The following is a 17,515-nucleotide window of genomic DNA, read 5'->3' on the forward strand; positions in this document are numbered from 1 at the left end:
AAAATCAGGATTTATGATGACTCACACTACGATGTCCGCAAAACTGGTGTTAGCCAGCCAGATTACGGCTCAGGCGGCAGAACTGGCGCTGGGTTTTTTCAACCGCCGGGACAGTATCGAAGTCAGCAGTAAACGAACGCAGGATTTTGTTTCAGAAGCCGACGTGGCGGTAGAGCAGTTTATCCGCGCGCAGCTGGCGCAGCATTTTCCGCAGGACGCGATTATCGGCGAAGAGCTGGGCGGCGTGCTGACTGATGCGTCCTGCTGGGTGATTGATCCAATCGACGGTACGTCGAATTTCCTGCGCGGTTCGCCGCTGTGGGGCGTTTCGCTCGGGCTGGTCGAACGGAAAAAACCGGTGATCGGCGTGGTTGCGTTGCCGGTGCTGAACGAACTTTTTGCCGCAGGATCCGGACAGGGCATTTTCCATAACGGCAAACCTTTCCGCCGTGACGACCGTTTTGGCGATGTCCAGATCGTGTCGCTGGGCGACAGTTCGGATGACAAACTGGATGAGGCGTCATCGTTTTATCAGGGGCTGCGTGCGGCAGAATGGTCGGTGCATTGTTACCGCTGCACCACCGTCGGCATGGTGTTTGCCGCCAAAGGAATTATCGACGGGCATCTGCAACGCCGCACCACGCTGTGGGACATCGCCGGCGGCGCGGTGATATGTCAGGAAGCCGGGCTGGAAACTAGGGTGAATTTCACTCAGTTGCCGGACGGCACCGATAATTACCGCCACATGTCCGTGGCCGCCGGAACGGCAAACCTGCTGTCCGTGGTTCAGCCGTTATGGCCGGATTTCTCCCCGAAATAACCTTCTGGCGTTATTCTCCGCATAAATGAGCGTAACGCCAAAAATGCCTGCCACATCAAGTTTTCAGCCCCTGGGGGTAACACGAAAAATTCGTCCGGTAACCCGCGAATTACATTTTGAAAGTCAGTGTTTAACAAACTGAAATATAGTTTCATTTATCCTAAAGTTATCCCTTCGCTTGCCGTTATCAGAGTTTCAAGTCACTGAATTAACGAAGTGTCCGAATGAAAAAAATAACCAATCTCTCTGTCCTGACGCGTTTACTGGGGGCGTTCGCGCTCGTACTGGGTCTGATGCTGATCCTCGCGGCGATGTCCGCCTGGCTGCTCAACAGCAGCAATCAGCAAATTGAAAGTTACCGCGCCTACCGGCTTCCCGGCGTTCAGTATCCGCTGGTAATGCGCGGCACGCTGGCCGAACTGCGCCTGCAACAGGTGCAATACATTGCCTCACCGCAAGGTGCGCCGCGCGACGGTCACCGGAGTGAAATCATGCAGGCCGTGGCGACGTTTAAAGAAGCCGAAAACGCCTATCAGAAGCTGGACAGCGGCGGCAGTAAATCTGCGCTGTTTACGCAAATCATGAATAACTTTGCGCAGTTCTCGCTGGCGAACGACGCCGTCATTGCTGCCGTTGAGCGCAACGATATTGCGCAGGCGACGCAAATCAGCGGCGATAACTCACGTAAATACCGCACGCAGCTGATGGCTGATCTGGCGACGCTGGTCAGCGACGAGCTGGCGAACAGCGAAAAGGCCGCCGCGCAGGCCCGCAACAGTTATCACAATGCCAGTATGATGTTCCTGGTGCTGGTGGGATTTGCTTTCCTGGTTTCGCTGGCGATGGCGTTACTGCTGGCGCGTAATCTGGTGAAACAACTGGGCGGCGAACCGGCGTATGCGGCGTCGATCATGCGTGAAATCGCCGCCGGAAATCTGGCGGCGAAAATTGAGTTGAAACCGGGCGATACCGGCAGCCTGCTGGCCTCGCTGGAAGGCATGAATCAGCAGCTCAATAAAACCATTAATCAGATTATGGAAGGCAGCGAATCCATCAGTCACGCGGCGAGTGAAATCGAGCAGGGCAATACTGATTTGTCGCAGCGCACGGAAGAACAGGCGGCGTCGCTGGTGCAGACCAGTTCAAACATGCAAAACCTGACGACGACTGTCAGCCAGAACGCCGAAAATGCCCGCGAAGCCAGCGCGCTGGCGCATGAAACCTCGAAAACGGCTTCTCAGGGCGGCGCGATTGTGACCGGCATGCAGGCGCATATGCGCGATGTTTCCGGCAGTTCCCGCGAGATTATCAACATTATCAGCGTGATTGAGGGCATCGCGTTTCAGACCAACTTGCTGGCGCTGAATGCTGCCGTTGAAGCCGCCCGTGCCGGAACGCAGGGGAAAGGGTTTGCCGTGGTCGCCAGCGAAGTGCGCGTGCTGGCGCAAAAAAGCGGGCAGGCGGCGAAAGAAATAAAAGACCTGATCCAGGGGACGGTCAGCAAAATCGCCGAGGGGTCGCAGCAGGCAGATCGCGCGAGTAAAGCGATGCAGGAAATTGTCAGCTCGGTGAATAAAGTTGCCGGTATCGTCAGTGAAATTTCGACCGCGAGTTCGGAGCAGCACACCGGCATTCATGAAGTGGGAATTGCGGTCGACCAAATGGATCAGGTCACGCAGCAGAATGCGGCGCTGGTTGAACAGGCCGCTGCCGCCGCGCAATCCCTGACGGAACAGAGCATCGAGTTGCGCAATGCCGTGCGTTATTTCCGCACGGCGGCGCTTCAGGGCTGAACGTCAGGGCAGAACACCATCAGACTTTATCGATGATGTTCAGCCGGGGTTCCCAGTCAGAATCGGGATGCTGGGCAATCTGTTGTGGTGTCATCGGACGCCCCAGCAGATAGCCCTGCAACGTGTCACAACCCAGTTGCGTCAGGAAATCCTGCTGCTGGGTAGTTTCCACGCCTTCGGCCACGACCTTAAGATTCAGCGTCTGGCCCAGCGCAATAATCGCCGAAACAATGCTGGCATCTTCACTTCCGGCAATCAGATCGTTAATAAACGCGCCGTCGATTTTCAGCTCGCTGGCGGGAAGTCGTTTGAGATACAGCAAGCTGGAATAGCCGGTACCGAAATCATCAATCGACGCTTTGACGCCGTACTTCGTCAGGCGTTCGAGGATTTCTACGCTGACATCCGGGTTGCGCATCGCCGTCGTTTCGGTGACTTCCAGCGTCAGCATTTCCGGCGGGATCTGATGACGCTCAACGGTATCAATCACCATTTCCACCAGATTGGCCTGCTCAAACTGCAAAGTGGAGAGGTTTACGGCAACGGTCCAGTTTGTGTGTCCGGCAAGATGCCATTCACGCAGCTGGCGGCACGCTTCGTTAAGCACCCATTCGCCAATCGGAATGATCAGACCGGTTTTTTCCGCCAGTGGCAGGAAAACATCCGGGCTCAGCGTGGTGCCGTTGCGTTCCCAGCGCAGCAGTGCTTCAAACCCGCAAACCGGCCCGTAAGGCGCAATAAATTTCGGCTGATAATGTAAGCGCAGTTCGTGGTGTTCAATCGCCAGACGCAAATCATTGAGCATCTGTAACTGATTTTGCGCATTAGCGTTCATCGACGGCTGGAAGAAACTATGCCCGTTACGGCCTGAATTCTTGGTGTGGTACATCGCCGCATCGGCATTGAGCATCAGCTCGCGCTCGTTTTCGCCGTCGCCCGGATACACCGCAATACCGACACTGGCCGACACCAGCAATTCATAGCGGGAAACGTAAAACGGACGCGCAATCAGATGCACCAGCCGGTCGGCCAGCTGAGAAGCGTCACCCGGTTCGGTGATTTCCACCAGCAGGATAAATTCATCGCCACCCAGACGCGCCAGCGTATCCGTCGCGCGCAGCTGAGATTGCAGGCGTTCCGTCACCGAGATCAGCAACTGGTCGCCGATATGGTGGCCGAACGCGTCATTGACCGCTTTAAAACCGTCGAGATCGAGAAAAAGCACGGCAAACTGAGATTCACCGCGTGATGCTTTCTGAAATGCCTGGCTGAGACGGTCTTCCAGCAGCAAACGGTTTGGCAGCCGCGTGAGATTGTCGTGCAGCGCCAGCTGCGTCAGTTCGCGGTTTGCCTGTGCCAGCGACGACGCCAGAATGGAGGTGCGCGCCTGCATACGGCCGTCGAGAATCGAAATAATAAGCGTGATCGCCAGAATCGCCAGCGTTACCACGATCACCAGCAGCGCCAGCCAGTTGTTATCTACGCCACTGAACGCTGCCATACTGTGGCTGTCCATCGGAAATTGCGCCGCCGCCATGCCGATGTAATGCATGCCGACAATCGCCGTGCCCATGATCACCGCCGCGCTGATGCGCAACAGCCGGACATTCGGGGATTGCTGACGAAGATGAAACGCCATCCACAGCGCCGCGCCCGAGGCGACAATCGCCACAACCACGGACAGCGCAACCCACCAGTAATCGTAAACAATGGGTGGCATCATCAGCATCGCGGCCATGCCGGTGTAATGCATGGCGGAAATTCCGCCGCCCATCAGCAATGCCCCGGCCAGTAAACGCCCGGTCGGTAAATTCGGCAGGCAAACCAGCCACAGCGCAAAGACGGAAGAGATAATGGCGATGACCATGGAAAGCAGCGTAATAACCGGGTCGTAACCCATTGGCATGGCCGAATTAAAGGCCAGCATGCCGATAAAATGCATGGACCAGATACCGATGCCCATCGCAATGGCGCCCCCGCTCAACCAGAGACGGGAAGCCTTTCCCTCTGTCGTGGCAACCCGGCCCGCCATATCAAGCGCGGTATAAGAGGCAAGCATTGCAACAATGAACGAAAACATTACAAGCACATTGTTGTAATTACTGGAAAACATGTAAGGCTCCACACAGGCAGGGGGTCTATTTTAGATTCGGCGATAATGGCATTAAGATTTATTAAAGGCGAATGAAGTTACGATAATTTTTTTCGTGTAATTAAGATTAATCCGTAAGTGATTTTAATCAAATAAAAATAATTTCCGGCTTAATCTGCGGCTAATAAACCCGATAAACATCATGGTTTTTAAATGAATATGTTCCGGCTATTCAGGCCTTGTCTATAGTTAACAAATAATTAAATGAAACAGAGCGGAAGGTATTTATGATCACAGTGCATCATTTGGATAATTCACGTTCGCAGCGAATCTTATGGATGCTTGAGGAATTGAGTGTCCCGTATGAAATTCAGCATTATCAACGGGATAAAAAGTCGATGCTGGCGCCTGCTGCGCTGAAAAAAGTGCATCCTCTGGGCAAGTCGCCGGTGCTGGAAGACAACGGGCTGATCCTTGCGGAGTCCGGCGCCATCATTGAATACTTGCAGGAAGTTTATGATGAAGGCAGCACGCTTAAACCGTCGGCCTTCGCTGAACGTCAGCAATACCGCTACTGGATGCATTATGCGGAAGGTTCCCTGATGCCGTTGCTGGTGATGAAACTGATTTTCAGCCGCTTAGGCAAACCGCCGATGCCGTGGCTTATCCGTCCGCTGGCGGGCGCAATCGGACAGGGTGTGCAGAAAAATTATCTGGATAAACAAATTTATACCCATATGGATTATCTGGAGAAACATCTCGCCACCCATCCTTATTTCGCCGGGTATCAGTTCAGCGCGGCGGATATTCAGATGAGTTTCCCGATAGAAGCTATAAATGCCCGCGCCGGACTCGGACAATACCCACACTTAAATGCATGGTTATCGAATGTGACCGCGCGTCCGGCTTATCAGAAGGCGCTGGAAAACGGCGGACCTTTCACGATATTGCGTTAAGTCCGGGGTATTTTGTTGCGCTCGTGCGTGCCGTGATTGTCGTCATGAGCGCAATATCATCAGCCCGTGAAATCATCCTGTTCTTGTCCGTTTTGCTTTTGCCGTTCATCGCGGAAAAAAATTGATGCGCAACCGATACCGCACAGCAAATCGCCAGCCGGCTGAATTTACATCACAACCGCGTTTTTATTGACCGAACAACGGTAAATTGTCGTCGATCGTAGTTGAAATGTGGGGTTTAAAGGCCGGATAATCGTTTGCTTAATTTTTCAGACCCGCCATACGCGATGTGAGTTAAACGTTTGCCTTGTAGATCTGACGCTGCTTTCGGCGGTTTCAGGTTACGGGTAAGGAAGCGAACGTGCAGAAACGATTTCATAATGACCACGCCGGCTAATCAGTAAAGACATTCAGAGGATTTTCCATGTCGAGTCAACACCCTCAGACGGGCAGCGCTGTTGCGCCAAAAGGCCCGTTTGATGCATTTTTCAAAATCAGTGCGCGTGGCAGCAACGTCCGTCAGGAAGTGATCGCCGGTTTAACGACGTTTCTGGCGATGGTTTATTCGGTGATTGTGGTGCCGTCCATGCTGGGTAAAGCCGGATTTTCGCCGAGCGCGGTGTTTGTCGCGACCTGTCTGGTTGCCGGTTTTGGCTCGCTGCTGATGGGCTTGTGGGCGAATCTGCCGCTGGCGATTGGCTGTGCGATTTCACTGACGGCGTTCACGGCATTCAGCCTGGTGCTCGGCCAGCACATCAGTGTGCCCGTGGCGTTAGGCGCAGTATTCCTGATGGGCGTGCTGTTCACGATTATCTCGGTCACCGGGATCCGGTCGTGGATTTTGCGCAATCTGCCGACCGGCGTTGCGCATGGCACCGGCATCGGTATCGGCCTGTTCCTGTTGTTAATCGCTGCCAACGGCGTCGGCCTGGTGGTGAAAAACCCGCTGGACGGTTTACCGGTCGCGTTGGGCGCATTTACCTCTTTCCCGGTTGTGATGACCTTACTCGGCCTGGCGGTGATTTTCGGCCTTGAGAAACTGCGCGTTCCCGGTGGCATTCTGCTGGTGATCATCGCGATTTCCGTGATTGGTTTGATTTTCGATCCTGCGGTGAAATATCAGGGCCTGTTCGCGATGCCTTCCCTGGCGGGCGCAGACGGCAAATCGGTCATTTTCGATCTCGATATCATGGGCGCGCTGAAAGCCGCCGTGCTGCCAAGCGTTCTGGCGCTGGTCATGACGGCGGTCTTTGATGCTACCGGCACCATCCGCGCCGTTGCCGGGCAGGCAAACCTGCTCGACGAAAACGGCCAGATCATCAGCGGCGGCAAAGCTCTGACCGCGGACTCCGTAAGCAGCATTTTTGCCTCTCTGGTCGGCGCATCACCGGCAGCGGTCTACATTGAATCGGCAGCGGGTACAGCGGCAGGCGGCAAAACCGGCCTGACCGCCACCGTCGTCGGAGTTCTGTTTCTGCTGATGTTGTTCCTGTCACCGTTATCTTATCTGGTTCCGGCTTACGCGACCGCGCCAGCGCTGATGTACGTCGGCCTGCTGATGCTCAGCAACGTGACCAAACTGGATTTCAACGACTTCGTTGATGCGATGTCCGGCCTGTTGTGCGCGGTATTCATCGTGCTGACCTGTAACATCGTCACCGGCATCATGCTGGGCTTCAGCGCGCTGGTGATTGGCCGTATCTTCTCCGGAGAATGGCGCAAGCTGAACGTCGGAACGGTGGTTATCGCTGTGGCGCTCGTGGTGTTTTATGCGGGCGGATGGGCGATCTGAATGCCAGGCCGGGCATCAGGCGGCTTTGGCCGGTTGCACCGGCGGGCTGACTGAGAAAATTTCGGTTTCTCACATGCGGTGATCGCTTAACGCGCTGCGCCCAAACCGCCCAAAGGAGGAAAGTGCTTTTCCTCCTTTGGATTCCTCCTCGCTTTTTTACTTCGCGCTGTCGCTCGCTGGCTATGTTTCAGCAACCGCTGCGACAGGCTGGAAACCTTGCCGCTGCGCGGTTCCCTCTCTCGGTCCTGAAGCCCTGGGTCTTCAGGCCGCTCCGTTCGGCAAGATTTCTGAATCGCCCGCACAATCTTAAATTCAAAACCGATCTGCTTTTCAGAGAGTGAAATGGCGTGATTAAAAATTTTGCTGAACGGAGCGGCTTCGAGACCTGTGGCTCGAAGACCGAGAGAAGGAACCGCGCAGAGGCAATATTTTGCGCCACACACTAATGTACCGAGACATGTCCATCGACCCAGCGATAGCGCGCAGTTTAAAAACGCAGGATTCCAAAGGGTTTCGTTTAAAAGCCTTTGTGCCAGTTTGGGCGGCGAGCCCAAGGTTTTGACCTTGTCATAAACGTCAGTGCGTCGTAACCGCACGCATCGATTTAAATCATGTCCTCTTTTGATCTACTATTCCCTCTGTATGTGTCAGACCCCGTCTGATTGAAATCATAAAAACAAGAGTCTAAGGAAAGCATGGAAATCTTCTTTACCATTCTGATTTTGATTCTGGTGGTGTCGCTCTCCGGTGTCGTCACCAGAATGTTGCCGTTTCAGGTTCCTCTTCCATTAATGCAGATTGCTGTCGGTGCTTTGCTGGCCTGGCCGAATTTTGGTTTGCATGTGGATTTCGATCCGGAACTGTTTCTCGTCCTCTTCATCCCGCCGTTGCTGTTCGCCGATGGCTGGAAAACTCCGACCCGTGAATTCCTCCACCACGGGCGCGAAATTCTCGGGCTGGCACTGGTGCTGGTGTTGCTCACCGTCGTCGGTATCGGTTATCTGATTTATATGATGGTGCCGGATATTCCGCTGGTTGCGGCGTTTGCGCTGGCGGCGGTGCTGTCTCCGACCGATGCCGTGGCATTAGGCGGAATTGTGGGCAAGGGCCGCATTCCGAAGTCGATCATGGGCGTGCTGGAAGGTGAAGCGCTGATGAATGACGCGTCCGGCCTGGTGTCACTCAAATTTGCGATTGCCGTGGCGATGGGCACCATGATTTTCACCGTCGGCGGCGCGACCGTTGAGTTCCTCAAAGTCGCCATCGGCGGCCTGATGGCGGGTGTCGCGGTGACGTGGCTGTACAGTAAATCGCTGCGCATCATGAGCCGCTGGAGCGGCGATGACCCGGCGACACAAATCGTTTTCCTGTTGCTGCTGCCGTTCGCGTCTTATCTGATTGCTGAACACATCGGCGTGTCGGGCATTCTGGCCGCCGTGGCTGCCGGTATGACCATCAGCCAGTCGGGCATTATCCGTAACGCGCCGCTGGCTATGCGCCTGCGCGCGAACAGCGTCTGGGCGATGCTGGAATTCGTATTCAACGGCATGGTGTTCATCATGCTGGGCCTGCAATTGCCGGGCATTCTGGAGAACTCGATTGATCAGGCCACGCATGACCCGTCAATCGTCACCTGGCACCTGTTTGCGGACGTCGGGATTATCTATTTTGCGCTGCTGATCCTGCGTTTTGTCTGGCTGTGGGTGATGAAGAATTTCAGCAACCGTTTCCTGAAAAAGAAACCGCTGCTGTTTGGCAGCTACAGCACGCGTGAGTTGTGGGTGGCGTCGTTTGCCGGTGTTCGCGGGGCGATTACGCTGGCCGGTGTGCTGTCAATTCCGTTATTCCTCGCGGACGGTTCGGCCTTCCCGTCGCGTTATCAGCTGGTGTTCCTGGCGACGGGCGTCATTTTGTTCTCCCTGATTGCCGGTGTGATTGCTTTGCCGTTCCTGCTCAAAGGCGTGGTCGTGGCCGACGGAACGACCTATCGTGAAGAAGAGCGCATGGCGAAATCCATCGCGGCAGAAGTGGCGATCGAAAGCCTGCATAAGATGGAAGAACGTCTGGCGGCGGATACTGAAGAAAACATTGATGAACAGACGCTGAAGGAAATCAGTTCCCGCGTGATAGGCACACTGCGACGGCGGACGGCGAATCGCGATGATATGGAAACCGCGCTGAAGCTCGAAAACTTAGAGCGTCGCTTCCGTCTTACCGCACTGCGGGCCGAACGCGGTGAGCTTTATCATCTGCGCGCAACCCAGAAAATCAGCAATGAAACGCTGCAAAAACTGCTGCACGACCTCGATTTGCTGGAAGCGTTGCTGGTCGAAAAAGAAGTCTGAAACAACGGTTTTCCGGCGTTAATCTGCCATAAAAGGCTTCCCGCGAACGTTGCGGGAAGCCTTTTTTAATAGAGATTATGCGGGGCGTAAGTGCCGTGGTGAGACGTTCTGAACACCGTACGCTGCGGACGTTCTGCCTCAGCGCGTAAAAACGCCAGAAACTCCGTCGCCCACCAGTGGCAATCATAGCGATTTACCTTGTTCAGCAACTGGCTGTGCCGGCGCTTTCTTTCATGCAAAGGCATGGTGAGTGCGGAATGGAGGGCTTCGCTGGTCTCGTGAGCATCGTACGGATTGATCATTAACGCTTCCGTCAGCATCTCCGCCGCGCCGGTAAATTCCGACAGCAGCAAAACCCCCGGATCCTCCTTATTCTGCGCAAGAATAAACTCTTTTGCCCCCAGGCTCATGCCCTCAGAAAGCGGCGTAAACATCGCCACCCGCGCTTTGTTATAGAGCGCAAAAATCATCGCCCTCGAGCACTGGTTATTGTGGATGTAGTTGACCGGATACCACGATAAATCGCCATATTGCCCGTTAATTTCTCCGCATAGCCGCTCCAGACGCGAACTCATGTCGCCCGTTGACGCCGGATATTCGCCGGAAGGATCTGAAATCTGGAGCAAACTGACATCGCGAAGGTATTGCGGATAGAGCGCCAGAAACTTTTTCATGGCGTTCAGGCGGCAATCTACGCCGCTTATTTCATTTACGATGTCGTTGCTGATAATGATCTGCCGGTGATAATGACGAACATTCTGTATCTCCTGCTGATTTTGAAATTCGGTATTCTTATCGATACCGCACGGCAAAACGCAGACTTTAATAATCCGGCCATTCACTTTGATCGCGTCTTTCGAAATTTGTCCGGCGCGGTAATGACGTAATGCATAGGAAATAAAGTTATTAATATCGCCGGACGACTGAAATCCAATGCAGTCATAATGCAGCAATGACTGAAATAGCCAGTCGTGTTCCGGCACAGACCGTAATACATCTCCCGGCGGAAAGGGCTGATGCAAGAAGAAACCGATCTTATTCCGGTGGCTGTCTTCCTGAAGCATTTTAGCGACAGGGAGTAAGTGATAATCATGAACCCATATCACATCATCGTGCGTTATAAAGGGAGAAACCCTGTTTTTAACATCATTATTATAGTTTTTCCAGGTGATGAAATATTCTCTTTTATAGGCCGTTAGATCAGGTCTGTTATGGAAGACGGGCCACAGCACGTTGTGTATATAACCCTGATAAAAATTATCATATTCGTTAGGGGATAAATCCCATGACACTTTTCCGACGCCTTCACTTTTTATCTGACGATAAGGTTCTTTTCTTTTACGCGCAGAGACATTCCCGTTCCATCCAAACCACAGAGCAGCATGCTGTCGGGATATTTCAGAAAGGGTATGAAATAACATGTCATCCGAACTGCCGGTATAGGGTTCACAGCGATTAGATAAAATGATCAACCGGGACATAATCACCTCAGCGAAATAAATAACAGAGCGGTAGGGGCTTCATTAATTAGTCAATTGTTTAATAAAAAAAGGGTTTAATAAGAAAATACGCTTTCCTCCGGAGTGACGATACTTTCGAACCACGTCAGTTCAGAGAGTTTGGTTTGGATCCACTGTTGGGAAAATGCCTCGCCCAGCGCCGCGGTTAAATACGGACATTGCCGGAATTCATCAAGGGCGTGCTGCTGGAATAAAGGCAAAACGGGCGAGCAGGCCGTCAGATCGGCAACCGGGTCGTCCTCTATTTTTTCCAGCCCGTAAAGCATGCCCGTCAGTAGGGTGGCCATCGCCAGATAAGGGTTGGCATCCGACCCCGCCAGACGGTATTCAATGCGGCGATGCGCTTCGCCTGAACAGGGAATGCGTAATGCCGCAGAGCGCTGATTAAAGCCCCAGGAACTGAACAGCGGCTCATTGAGGTTTTTCCTCAACCGTCTGAATGAATTGACGTTGGGAGCCAGAATCGCCATAGACGCGGGCATCAGGTTAAGCATGCCGGCGAGACACAGACGCATCATTTCATTCAGGTTTTTGTCGCCGGAGGCAAAAACATTATTGCCCTGTTCGTCGTTCAGGCTGATATGAAAATGCAGGCCGCTGCCCGACATCTGCGAATACGGTTTAGCCATAAAATTGGCGTTGAATCCAAACCTTTGGGCGACGGTGCTGGTTAAGCGGCGAAGCGCCAGCACGTTCTCGCAAATGTCGACGACCTGCCCGGAGTGTTGCAGGTTTAATTCAAACTGACCGGCTTCTGCCTCACATACAATGCCCGATAAAGGCAGGTTTTGCCGCGTCGCCATCGTCTCAAGTTCTTCAATAAACGCAGTATGTTCTGACGGAACCGCCAAATGAAAACACCCGGAATTCTGAATGTTACGGTTCTGGGCGTCTTCGAGATAAAACTCAATTTCGGGTGCAATCACCGGGTATAAACCATGCTCATGGAATTTACTCAGCACGTTTTCCAGGATAACGCGCGGCTCAAGCGAATAGGGATTTCCCTGATCGTTTTTCATCGTCAGTAATATTTGTGCATTTTCAGCCGGATGATGGCCGCACGGACGCAGGGTGCCTGCGACAGGAAAACATATTCTGTCCGGCTCATTCACAGCCAGATCATCATTCAGCGTACTCTGCACTTTGCCTTCTTTATCCATGGAGTAAACTGACTGAGGAAAATACGCGCCTTTTTCCAGTGAAAGCAGCGAGGTGATATTCATCCTTTTCCCCCTGAACGAACCGTTGATATCATTAAGATAAATATCAATATGTTTCGTGTTCGGGTTGTTTGATAAATAACGTTCTGCTTCCTGACGGAAAATACTATTATTTCTCAGCGTCGTATTTTCAAGCGTCAGCTGGCTTTCATTGGCCACTGATTTTGAAATTACCGGAGAACTGAATAAAGCAGATGAGTGTTTTAATAATGAAGGCTTGAATGTCGGATTCATATTTTTCTTTCACGCATACCTTTCGGCGATAAATTGAGATTAATTTATGCGCAGAAAAAAGGATATATCGGCAACATAAAGATTAAAGTTGCCGCCGTAAAAAAAGTATAAATACCGCGTTCAGGGCTGCGGCCAGTAATCCCGGCACAGCGCAATCCACGCCTGTGCGCTGTGGGAAAGATAACTCCCCTGATGCCAGATCAGCCCCAGTTGCCACGGCATCAGCGGTTCAAGCGGCAGCCACAGCAACGTGTTTTTATCCAGCCGCTGACAGACAGGTTCCGGTAAAATCGCCACGCCCATGCCGGTTTGTACCATGGCGGCTAAAAAATCCCACTGGCCGCTGCGGGCGGCAATTTTGGGCGTAAAACCGTGTGCGGAAAAGGCGTCCATCAGCTGGCGGTATAGTGCGAAATCTTCGTTGTAAATCAGGATGCTTTCTTCTGCCAGTTCGCTGAGAGCGATGCGCGTCCGGTTCAGCCAGTGCGGCGTGCGCGGAACCACCACGCACAGCGGATGGCTGAAAAGTAGCAATGAAGCGATCGAAGGCACCGCGTCGGCGGGCAGTGCGGTCAGCGCCAGATCCAGCTCACCGGAGATGACCGCCTGCTGAACGGTCAGCCCGCCAAATTCGGAAATGATCAGCTCGATACCCGGATATTGCTGGCGGAAACTGCCGATCAGCGGCGCGATTTGAGTACCCACCATCGGCGGGATCCCCAGCCGCAAATGGCCGAGCTTAAGCGTATTAATGTCTTCCAGTTCGGCTTCGAGCTGGCGGAATTCTTCCAGGATATTTAGCCCGCGCTGGTATAGCGCCTGTCCGCTGTCGGTGAGCCGCAAGCGCCGTCCTTCGCGGATGATCAGCGTGCATTCCAGCTCTTCTTCCAGATGGCGCAGCATCTTGCTGATGGTCGGCTGCGTGACGAATAATTTTTCCGCCGCGCGGGTGAAGCTCTGCTGGCGTACCACTTCGACAAAATAGCGTAATGTGCGAACGTCCATTCACTGACTTCCCCGCTGAGATTGGTAAGTAACGAAGTATTCCAGATTGGAATTATTTTTATGATTTTAATTCATTTCTTTACCGGTTTCCTGCGAGCGTATACTGAATCTTGTCCCTTTTTTGTCCTCTGAGGTCGTTCCCATGTTGCTGGCGTTGCGCACGAAAGCGCCGTCCCTGCTGACCCGCTGTCAGATCCCCGTTCAGGTGGTGCTGTATGCGGTGTTATTTGTTATCGCCGATCGTCTTGTCACTTTCCTGCATCTGCCTTTACCGGCCAATATCGTCGGTATGCTGATGCTTTTGTTGCTGATTATGTTCCGCGTTCTGCCGGTAAAATGGGTGAAAGCCGGTTCCCGCTGGTTGCTGGCCGAAATGCTGCTGTTTTTCGTTCCGGCGGTGGTGGCCGTAGTGAATTACGCCCAGTTGCTGATGATCGAAGGCTGGAAAATCTTTCTGGTGATTGGTGTCAGTACGATTCTGACACTCGGCGCTACGGCGCTAGTTGTCGATAAAATGTACCGGCTGGAGCAGCGTCTGGCGGCGAGGAAGGCATCGCGTGACTGATCTTCTTATTAGCATTTTATGTTTCGTGATCACGCTCGGGCTGTATTACGCCAACAAAAAACTCTACCGCCAGCGCCGCACGTTGTTGCTGATGCCGCTGGTGTTTACGCCCATCGTGCTGGTGATGTTACTGGTCGTGACGCACACGTCGTATCAGGATTACATCGGCGAAACGCACTGGTTGCTGTGGCTGCTTGGCCCGTCGACTATCGCGTTTGCTGTGCCGGTCTATGAAAATATGGCAGTCATCCGCCGTCACTGGTTATCGCTGAGTGCGGGCGTGCTGACGGCCATTGTGGTGGCCGTCAGCAGTTCGGTCTGGCTGGCGAAAATACTGACGTTGCCGGAAGAAGTGCAGCGCAGCCTGGCGGTGCGGTCCATCACCACGCCGTTTGCGCTGGCGGCGGCGAAGCAAATGGGCGGGCAGCCGGATCTGGTGGCGCTGTTTGTGGTGATCACCGGCGTATTCGGTATGGCGGTCGGCGACATGTTATTCCTGCGGCTTTCGGTGAAAAGCGGTCTGGCGAAAGGCGCCGGGTTGGGTGCGGCGTCCCACGGCGCGGGGACGGCGCGCGCTTATGAATTAGGAGCCGAAGAAGGCGTGGTGGCGAGTCTGGTGATGATGCTAGCGGGGGTTGTGACGGTGGTGACGGCTCCGGTGATCGGGGTAGTGATGTGGTGATGATCTTTTGAAAAAGATCTGAAACTTTAAGTTCAAATTCAAATTCAAATTCAAATTCAAGGTCGTGGGCGTCGGCCCACACCGACCAGAGACCCGGTAACGCGCGGGCCTCTGGACTCCGCGCTTTTTTAACTGCGCGCTTCGCTCGCTGGCCATGTTTCAGGTACCGCAGCGACAGCCGCAAAATCCCGCCGCTGCGCGGTGCCCTCCGTTCGGGTTACAACCCGCGCAAAAAGACGCGCGGTTTTCCACCTCTCCTCCGGCGATATTTTGGAACCGGCCTCAACGTTAACTTCACAACCTCACTGATTTTGAATCTAAGAACGTGCGGGCGTTTCAGAAAGCTTGCTGAATGAGAGGTTGCAGACCTGAGGCTGCCATCCCGAAATGAAGGAACCGCGCAGCGGCAAGATTTCCAGCCTGTCACTGTGGTGGCTGAAACATAGCCAGCGAGCAATAGCGCGTGTTGAAAAAGCGAGGGGAAATCCAAAAGGGGAAAAGCACTTTCCCCTTTTGGGCGGTTTCGTCGGCAGCCGCTAAGCGAACAGCGCTATCGAGAAACCGAAACCTTCACCATTCCGTTCAGATGCCGGTCAAGCTGGGGCCTCAGCTTAATGAATAACCTGCGATAAGAACTCCCTCGTCCTCGCTGACTTAGGATTGGCAAAGAATTCCAGCGGCGGCGCCTCTTCGACGATCTCCCCGCGATCCATAAAGATCACCCGGTCGGCTACCGTTCTGGCAAAGCCCATTTCATGCGTAACACACAGCATGGTCATGCCTTCTTCGGCCAGTGTGATCATGGTGTCGAGCACCTCTTTCACCATTTCCGGATCGAGCGCAGACGTTGGCTCATCAAACAGCATGATTTTCGGTTTCATGCAAAGCGAACGGGCGATCGCCACGCGCTGCTGCTGACCGCCGGAAAGCTGGCCGGGGAATTTATTGGCATGTTCGGCAATACGTACGCGTTTGAGATAATGCATCGCCAGTTCTTCGGCTTCTTTCTTCGGCATCTTGCGCACCCAGCAAGGGGCCAGTGTGCAGTTTTGCAGAACGGTCAGATGCGGGAACAGATTGAAGTGCTGGAAGACCATTCCGACTTCGGTACGCACGCGTTCGATATTGCGCAAATCGTCATTCAGTTCGGTGCCGTCGACCACAATGCGCCCCTGCTGGTGCTCTTCCAGATGGTTGATGCAGCGGATGGTGGTCGATTTCCCTGAACCTGAAGGACCGCACAGGACGATACGTTCACGCGGTTTGACGCTCAGATTAATGTCTTTCAATACGTGGAACTGTCCGTACCACTTATTCACGTTTTCCAGCGTGATCATCATATTTTGTTTTTCAGTGACGTGATGGTCGCTCATGGTTTACCTCAGTGTGCGGAACGTCCGGTGTGAAAGCGTCTTTCCAGATGCTGGCTATAACGCGACATGCTAAAACAGAAAATCCAGTAGACGGCGGCGGCGAAGACGTAGCCTTCGGTCGACATGCCGAGCCATTCAGGATCGACGGTGGCTTGCTGAACGCTGCTGAACAGGTCAAACAGGCCGATGATGATCACCAGACTGGTATCTTTAAACAGCGCGATGATGGTGTTGACCAGACCCGGTATCACCATTTTCAGCGCCTGCGGCAGAATGACTAAACCCTGCGTTTTCCAGTAACCCAGCGCCAGTGATTCGGCGGCTTCGGTCTGGCCTTTCGGCAGCGCCTGCAAACCGCCGCGCACCACTTCCGCGACATACGCCGACTGGAACAGCACCACACCCACCAGTGCGCGCACCAGTTTGTCGATATTGGTTCCTTCGGTCATAAACAGCGGCAGCATCACCGAGGACATGAAGAGCACGGTAATCAGCGGCACGCCGCGCCAGAATTCGATGAAAATCACCGACAGAATGCGCACGATCGGCAGACGGGAACGGCGGGCCAGCGCCAGCATAATTCCCAGCGGTAAAGCTCCGGCAATGCCCACGGCAGCGATGATCAGTGTCAGCGTCAGGCCGCCCCACTGGCGGGTTTCGACGCGGCTCAGGCCAAAGAATCCGCCATAAAGCATGAACCAGGTGAAAATCGGGAACAACACCATCCAGCAGGCGATATAACGTCCCCGGCGTGGTGTGGCTTTAAAGAAGATTGGCGCAAGGGTCAGCAGACCGACAATCAGCGTGACGTTGATGCGCCAGCGTTGATCAAACGGATACAGCCCGTACATGAATTGCCCGAAACGTGCGTGGATAAATACCCAGCAGGCTCCGGCTTTGGTGCAGTCCGTTCTTGCGGTCCCGACCCAGTTGGCCTGGAAAATCACCCAGTTCAGCAGCGGAGGGATCACCAGCCACATCAGCCATAAACAAAACAGCGTCAGCAGGCTGTTAAACCAGCTGGAGAACAGGTTTTTACGCGCCCAGAGCACGGCGATACCCAGTGGCGTACCGGGCTTCACGGCTCTGACTCCGGGAGGAAGAGTTGTCATCGTCAT

At 53.7% G+C, this 17,515-nt stretch carries 13 protein-coding genes; 7 read left to right on the forward strand and 6 right to left on the reverse strand.

The window, feature by feature from the left end; genetic code table 11:
* Window positions 1-13: 13 nt before the first annotated feature.
* Complete coding sequence (locus GW579_RS19590; protein WP_235937438.1) at window positions 14-820, forward strand: inositol monophosphatase family protein; 807 nt, start codon at window positions 14-16, stop codon at window positions 818-820.
* A 224-nt stretch (window positions 821-1,044) separates the two neighbouring features.
* Window positions 1,045-2,613 carry a methyl-accepting chemotaxis protein gene (locus GW579_RS19595; protein ID WP_165061296.1) on the forward strand — a complete coding sequence of 523 codons (1,569 nt, stop codon included), beginning with the start codon at window positions 1,045-1,047 and terminating at the stop codon, window positions 2,611-2,613.
* Window positions 2,614-2,632: 19 nt separating this feature from the next.
* Here the strand turns inward: GW579_RS19595 and GW579_RS19600 are convergent, their stop codons facing one another.
* On the reverse strand, window positions 2,633-4,726 hold the full coding sequence (locus GW579_RS19600; protein WP_165061299.1) for a putative bifunctional diguanylate cyclase/phosphodiesterase: 2,094 nt from the start codon (window positions 4,724-4,726) through the stop codon (window positions 2,633-2,635).
* 266 nt (window positions 4,727-4,992) lie between these two features.
* Here GW579_RS19600 and GW579_RS19605 point away from each other — a divergent pair, with 266 nt between their 5' ends.
* From GW579_RS19605 to GW579_RS19615, 3 genes are all read left to right on the forward strand, one after another.
* The gene (locus GW579_RS19605; protein ID WP_152327391.1) at window positions 4,993-5,661 is read left to right on the forward strand and encodes a glutathione S-transferase family protein; all 669 of its coding nucleotides are present in this window, start codon (window positions 4,993-4,995) and stop codon (window positions 5,659-5,661) included.
* 424 nt (window positions 5,662-6,085) lie between these two features.
* Window positions 6,086-7,453, forward strand: a complete 1,368-nt coding sequence (locus tag GW579_RS19610) for an NCS2 family permease (RefSeq protein WP_165061302.1) — start codon at window positions 6,086-6,088, stop codon at window positions 7,451-7,453.
* A gap of 695 nt (window positions 7,454-8,148) precedes the next feature.
* Window positions 8,149-9,798 carry a Na+/H+ antiporter gene (locus GW579_RS19615; protein WP_152327388.1) on the forward strand — a complete coding sequence of 550 codons (1,650 nt, stop codon included), beginning with the start codon at window positions 8,149-8,151 and terminating at the stop codon, window positions 9,796-9,798.
* Window positions 9,799-9,863: 65 nt separating this feature from the next.
* Here the strand turns inward: GW579_RS19615 and GW579_RS19620 are convergent, their stop codons facing one another.
* From GW579_RS19620 to GW579_RS19630, 3 genes are all read right to left on the reverse strand, one after another.
* Window positions 9,864-11,279, reverse strand: coding sequence for a trehalose-6-phosphate synthase (locus GW579_RS19620; RefSeq protein WP_165061305.1), 1,416 nt, complete (start codon window positions 11,277-11,279; stop codon window positions 9,864-9,866).
* A 74-nt stretch (window positions 11,280-11,353) separates the two neighbouring features.
* Window positions 11,354-12,541, reverse strand: coding sequence for a glutamine synthetase family protein (locus GW579_RS19625; RefSeq protein WP_321186216.1), 1,188 nt, complete (start codon window positions 12,539-12,541; stop codon window positions 11,354-11,356).
* Between the two features lie 351 nt (window positions 12,542-12,892).
* Window positions 12,893-13,777, reverse strand: coding sequence for a LysR family transcriptional regulator (locus GW579_RS19630; RefSeq protein ID WP_152327383.1), 885 nt, complete (start codon window positions 13,775-13,777; stop codon window positions 12,893-12,895).
* Between the two features lie 142 nt (window positions 13,778-13,919).
* Here GW579_RS19630 and GW579_RS19635 point away from each other — a divergent pair, with 142 nt between their 5' ends.
* Together GW579_RS19635 and GW579_RS19640 are read left to right on the forward strand one after the other, a co-directional pair.
* Window positions 13,920-14,342 carry a CidA/LrgA family protein gene (locus GW579_RS19635; protein WP_152327382.1) on the forward strand — a complete coding sequence of 141 codons (423 nt, stop codon included), beginning with the start codon at window positions 13,920-13,922 and terminating at the stop codon, window positions 14,340-14,342.
* Window positions 14,335-15,024 (forward strand): LrgB family protein, encoded by a 690-nt coding sequence (locus tag GW579_RS19640; RefSeq protein WP_165061308.1) that lies wholly within the window; start codon window positions 14,335-14,337, stop codon window positions 15,022-15,024. Before GW579_RS19635 ends, GW579_RS19640 begins: the two co-directional genes overlap by 8 nt.
* 611 nt (window positions 15,025-15,635) lie before the next feature.
* On the opposite strand, the gene GW579_RS19645 is transcribed toward GW579_RS19640, so the two are convergent.
* Together GW579_RS19645 and GW579_RS19650 are read right to left on the reverse strand one after the other, a co-directional pair.
* The gene (locus GW579_RS19645) at window positions 15,636-16,397 is read right to left on the reverse strand and encodes an amino acid ABC transporter ATP-binding protein (RefSeq protein ID WP_152327380.1); all 762 of its coding nucleotides are present in this window, start codon (window positions 16,395-16,397) and stop codon (window positions 15,636-15,638) included.
* A gap of 8 nt (window positions 16,398-16,405) precedes the next feature.
* Window positions 16,406-17,515 carry an amino acid ABC transporter permease gene (locus GW579_RS19650; protein WP_420821557.1) on the reverse strand — a complete coding sequence of 370 codons (1,110 nt, stop codon included), beginning with the start codon at window positions 17,513-17,515 and terminating at the stop codon, window positions 16,406-16,408.

It is taken from the genome of Rahnella contaminans, from assembly GCF_011065485.1.
In the GTDB taxonomy this organism is placed as follows: domain Bacteria; phylum Pseudomonadota; class Gammaproteobacteria; order Enterobacterales; family Enterobacteriaceae; genus Rahnella; species Rahnella contaminans.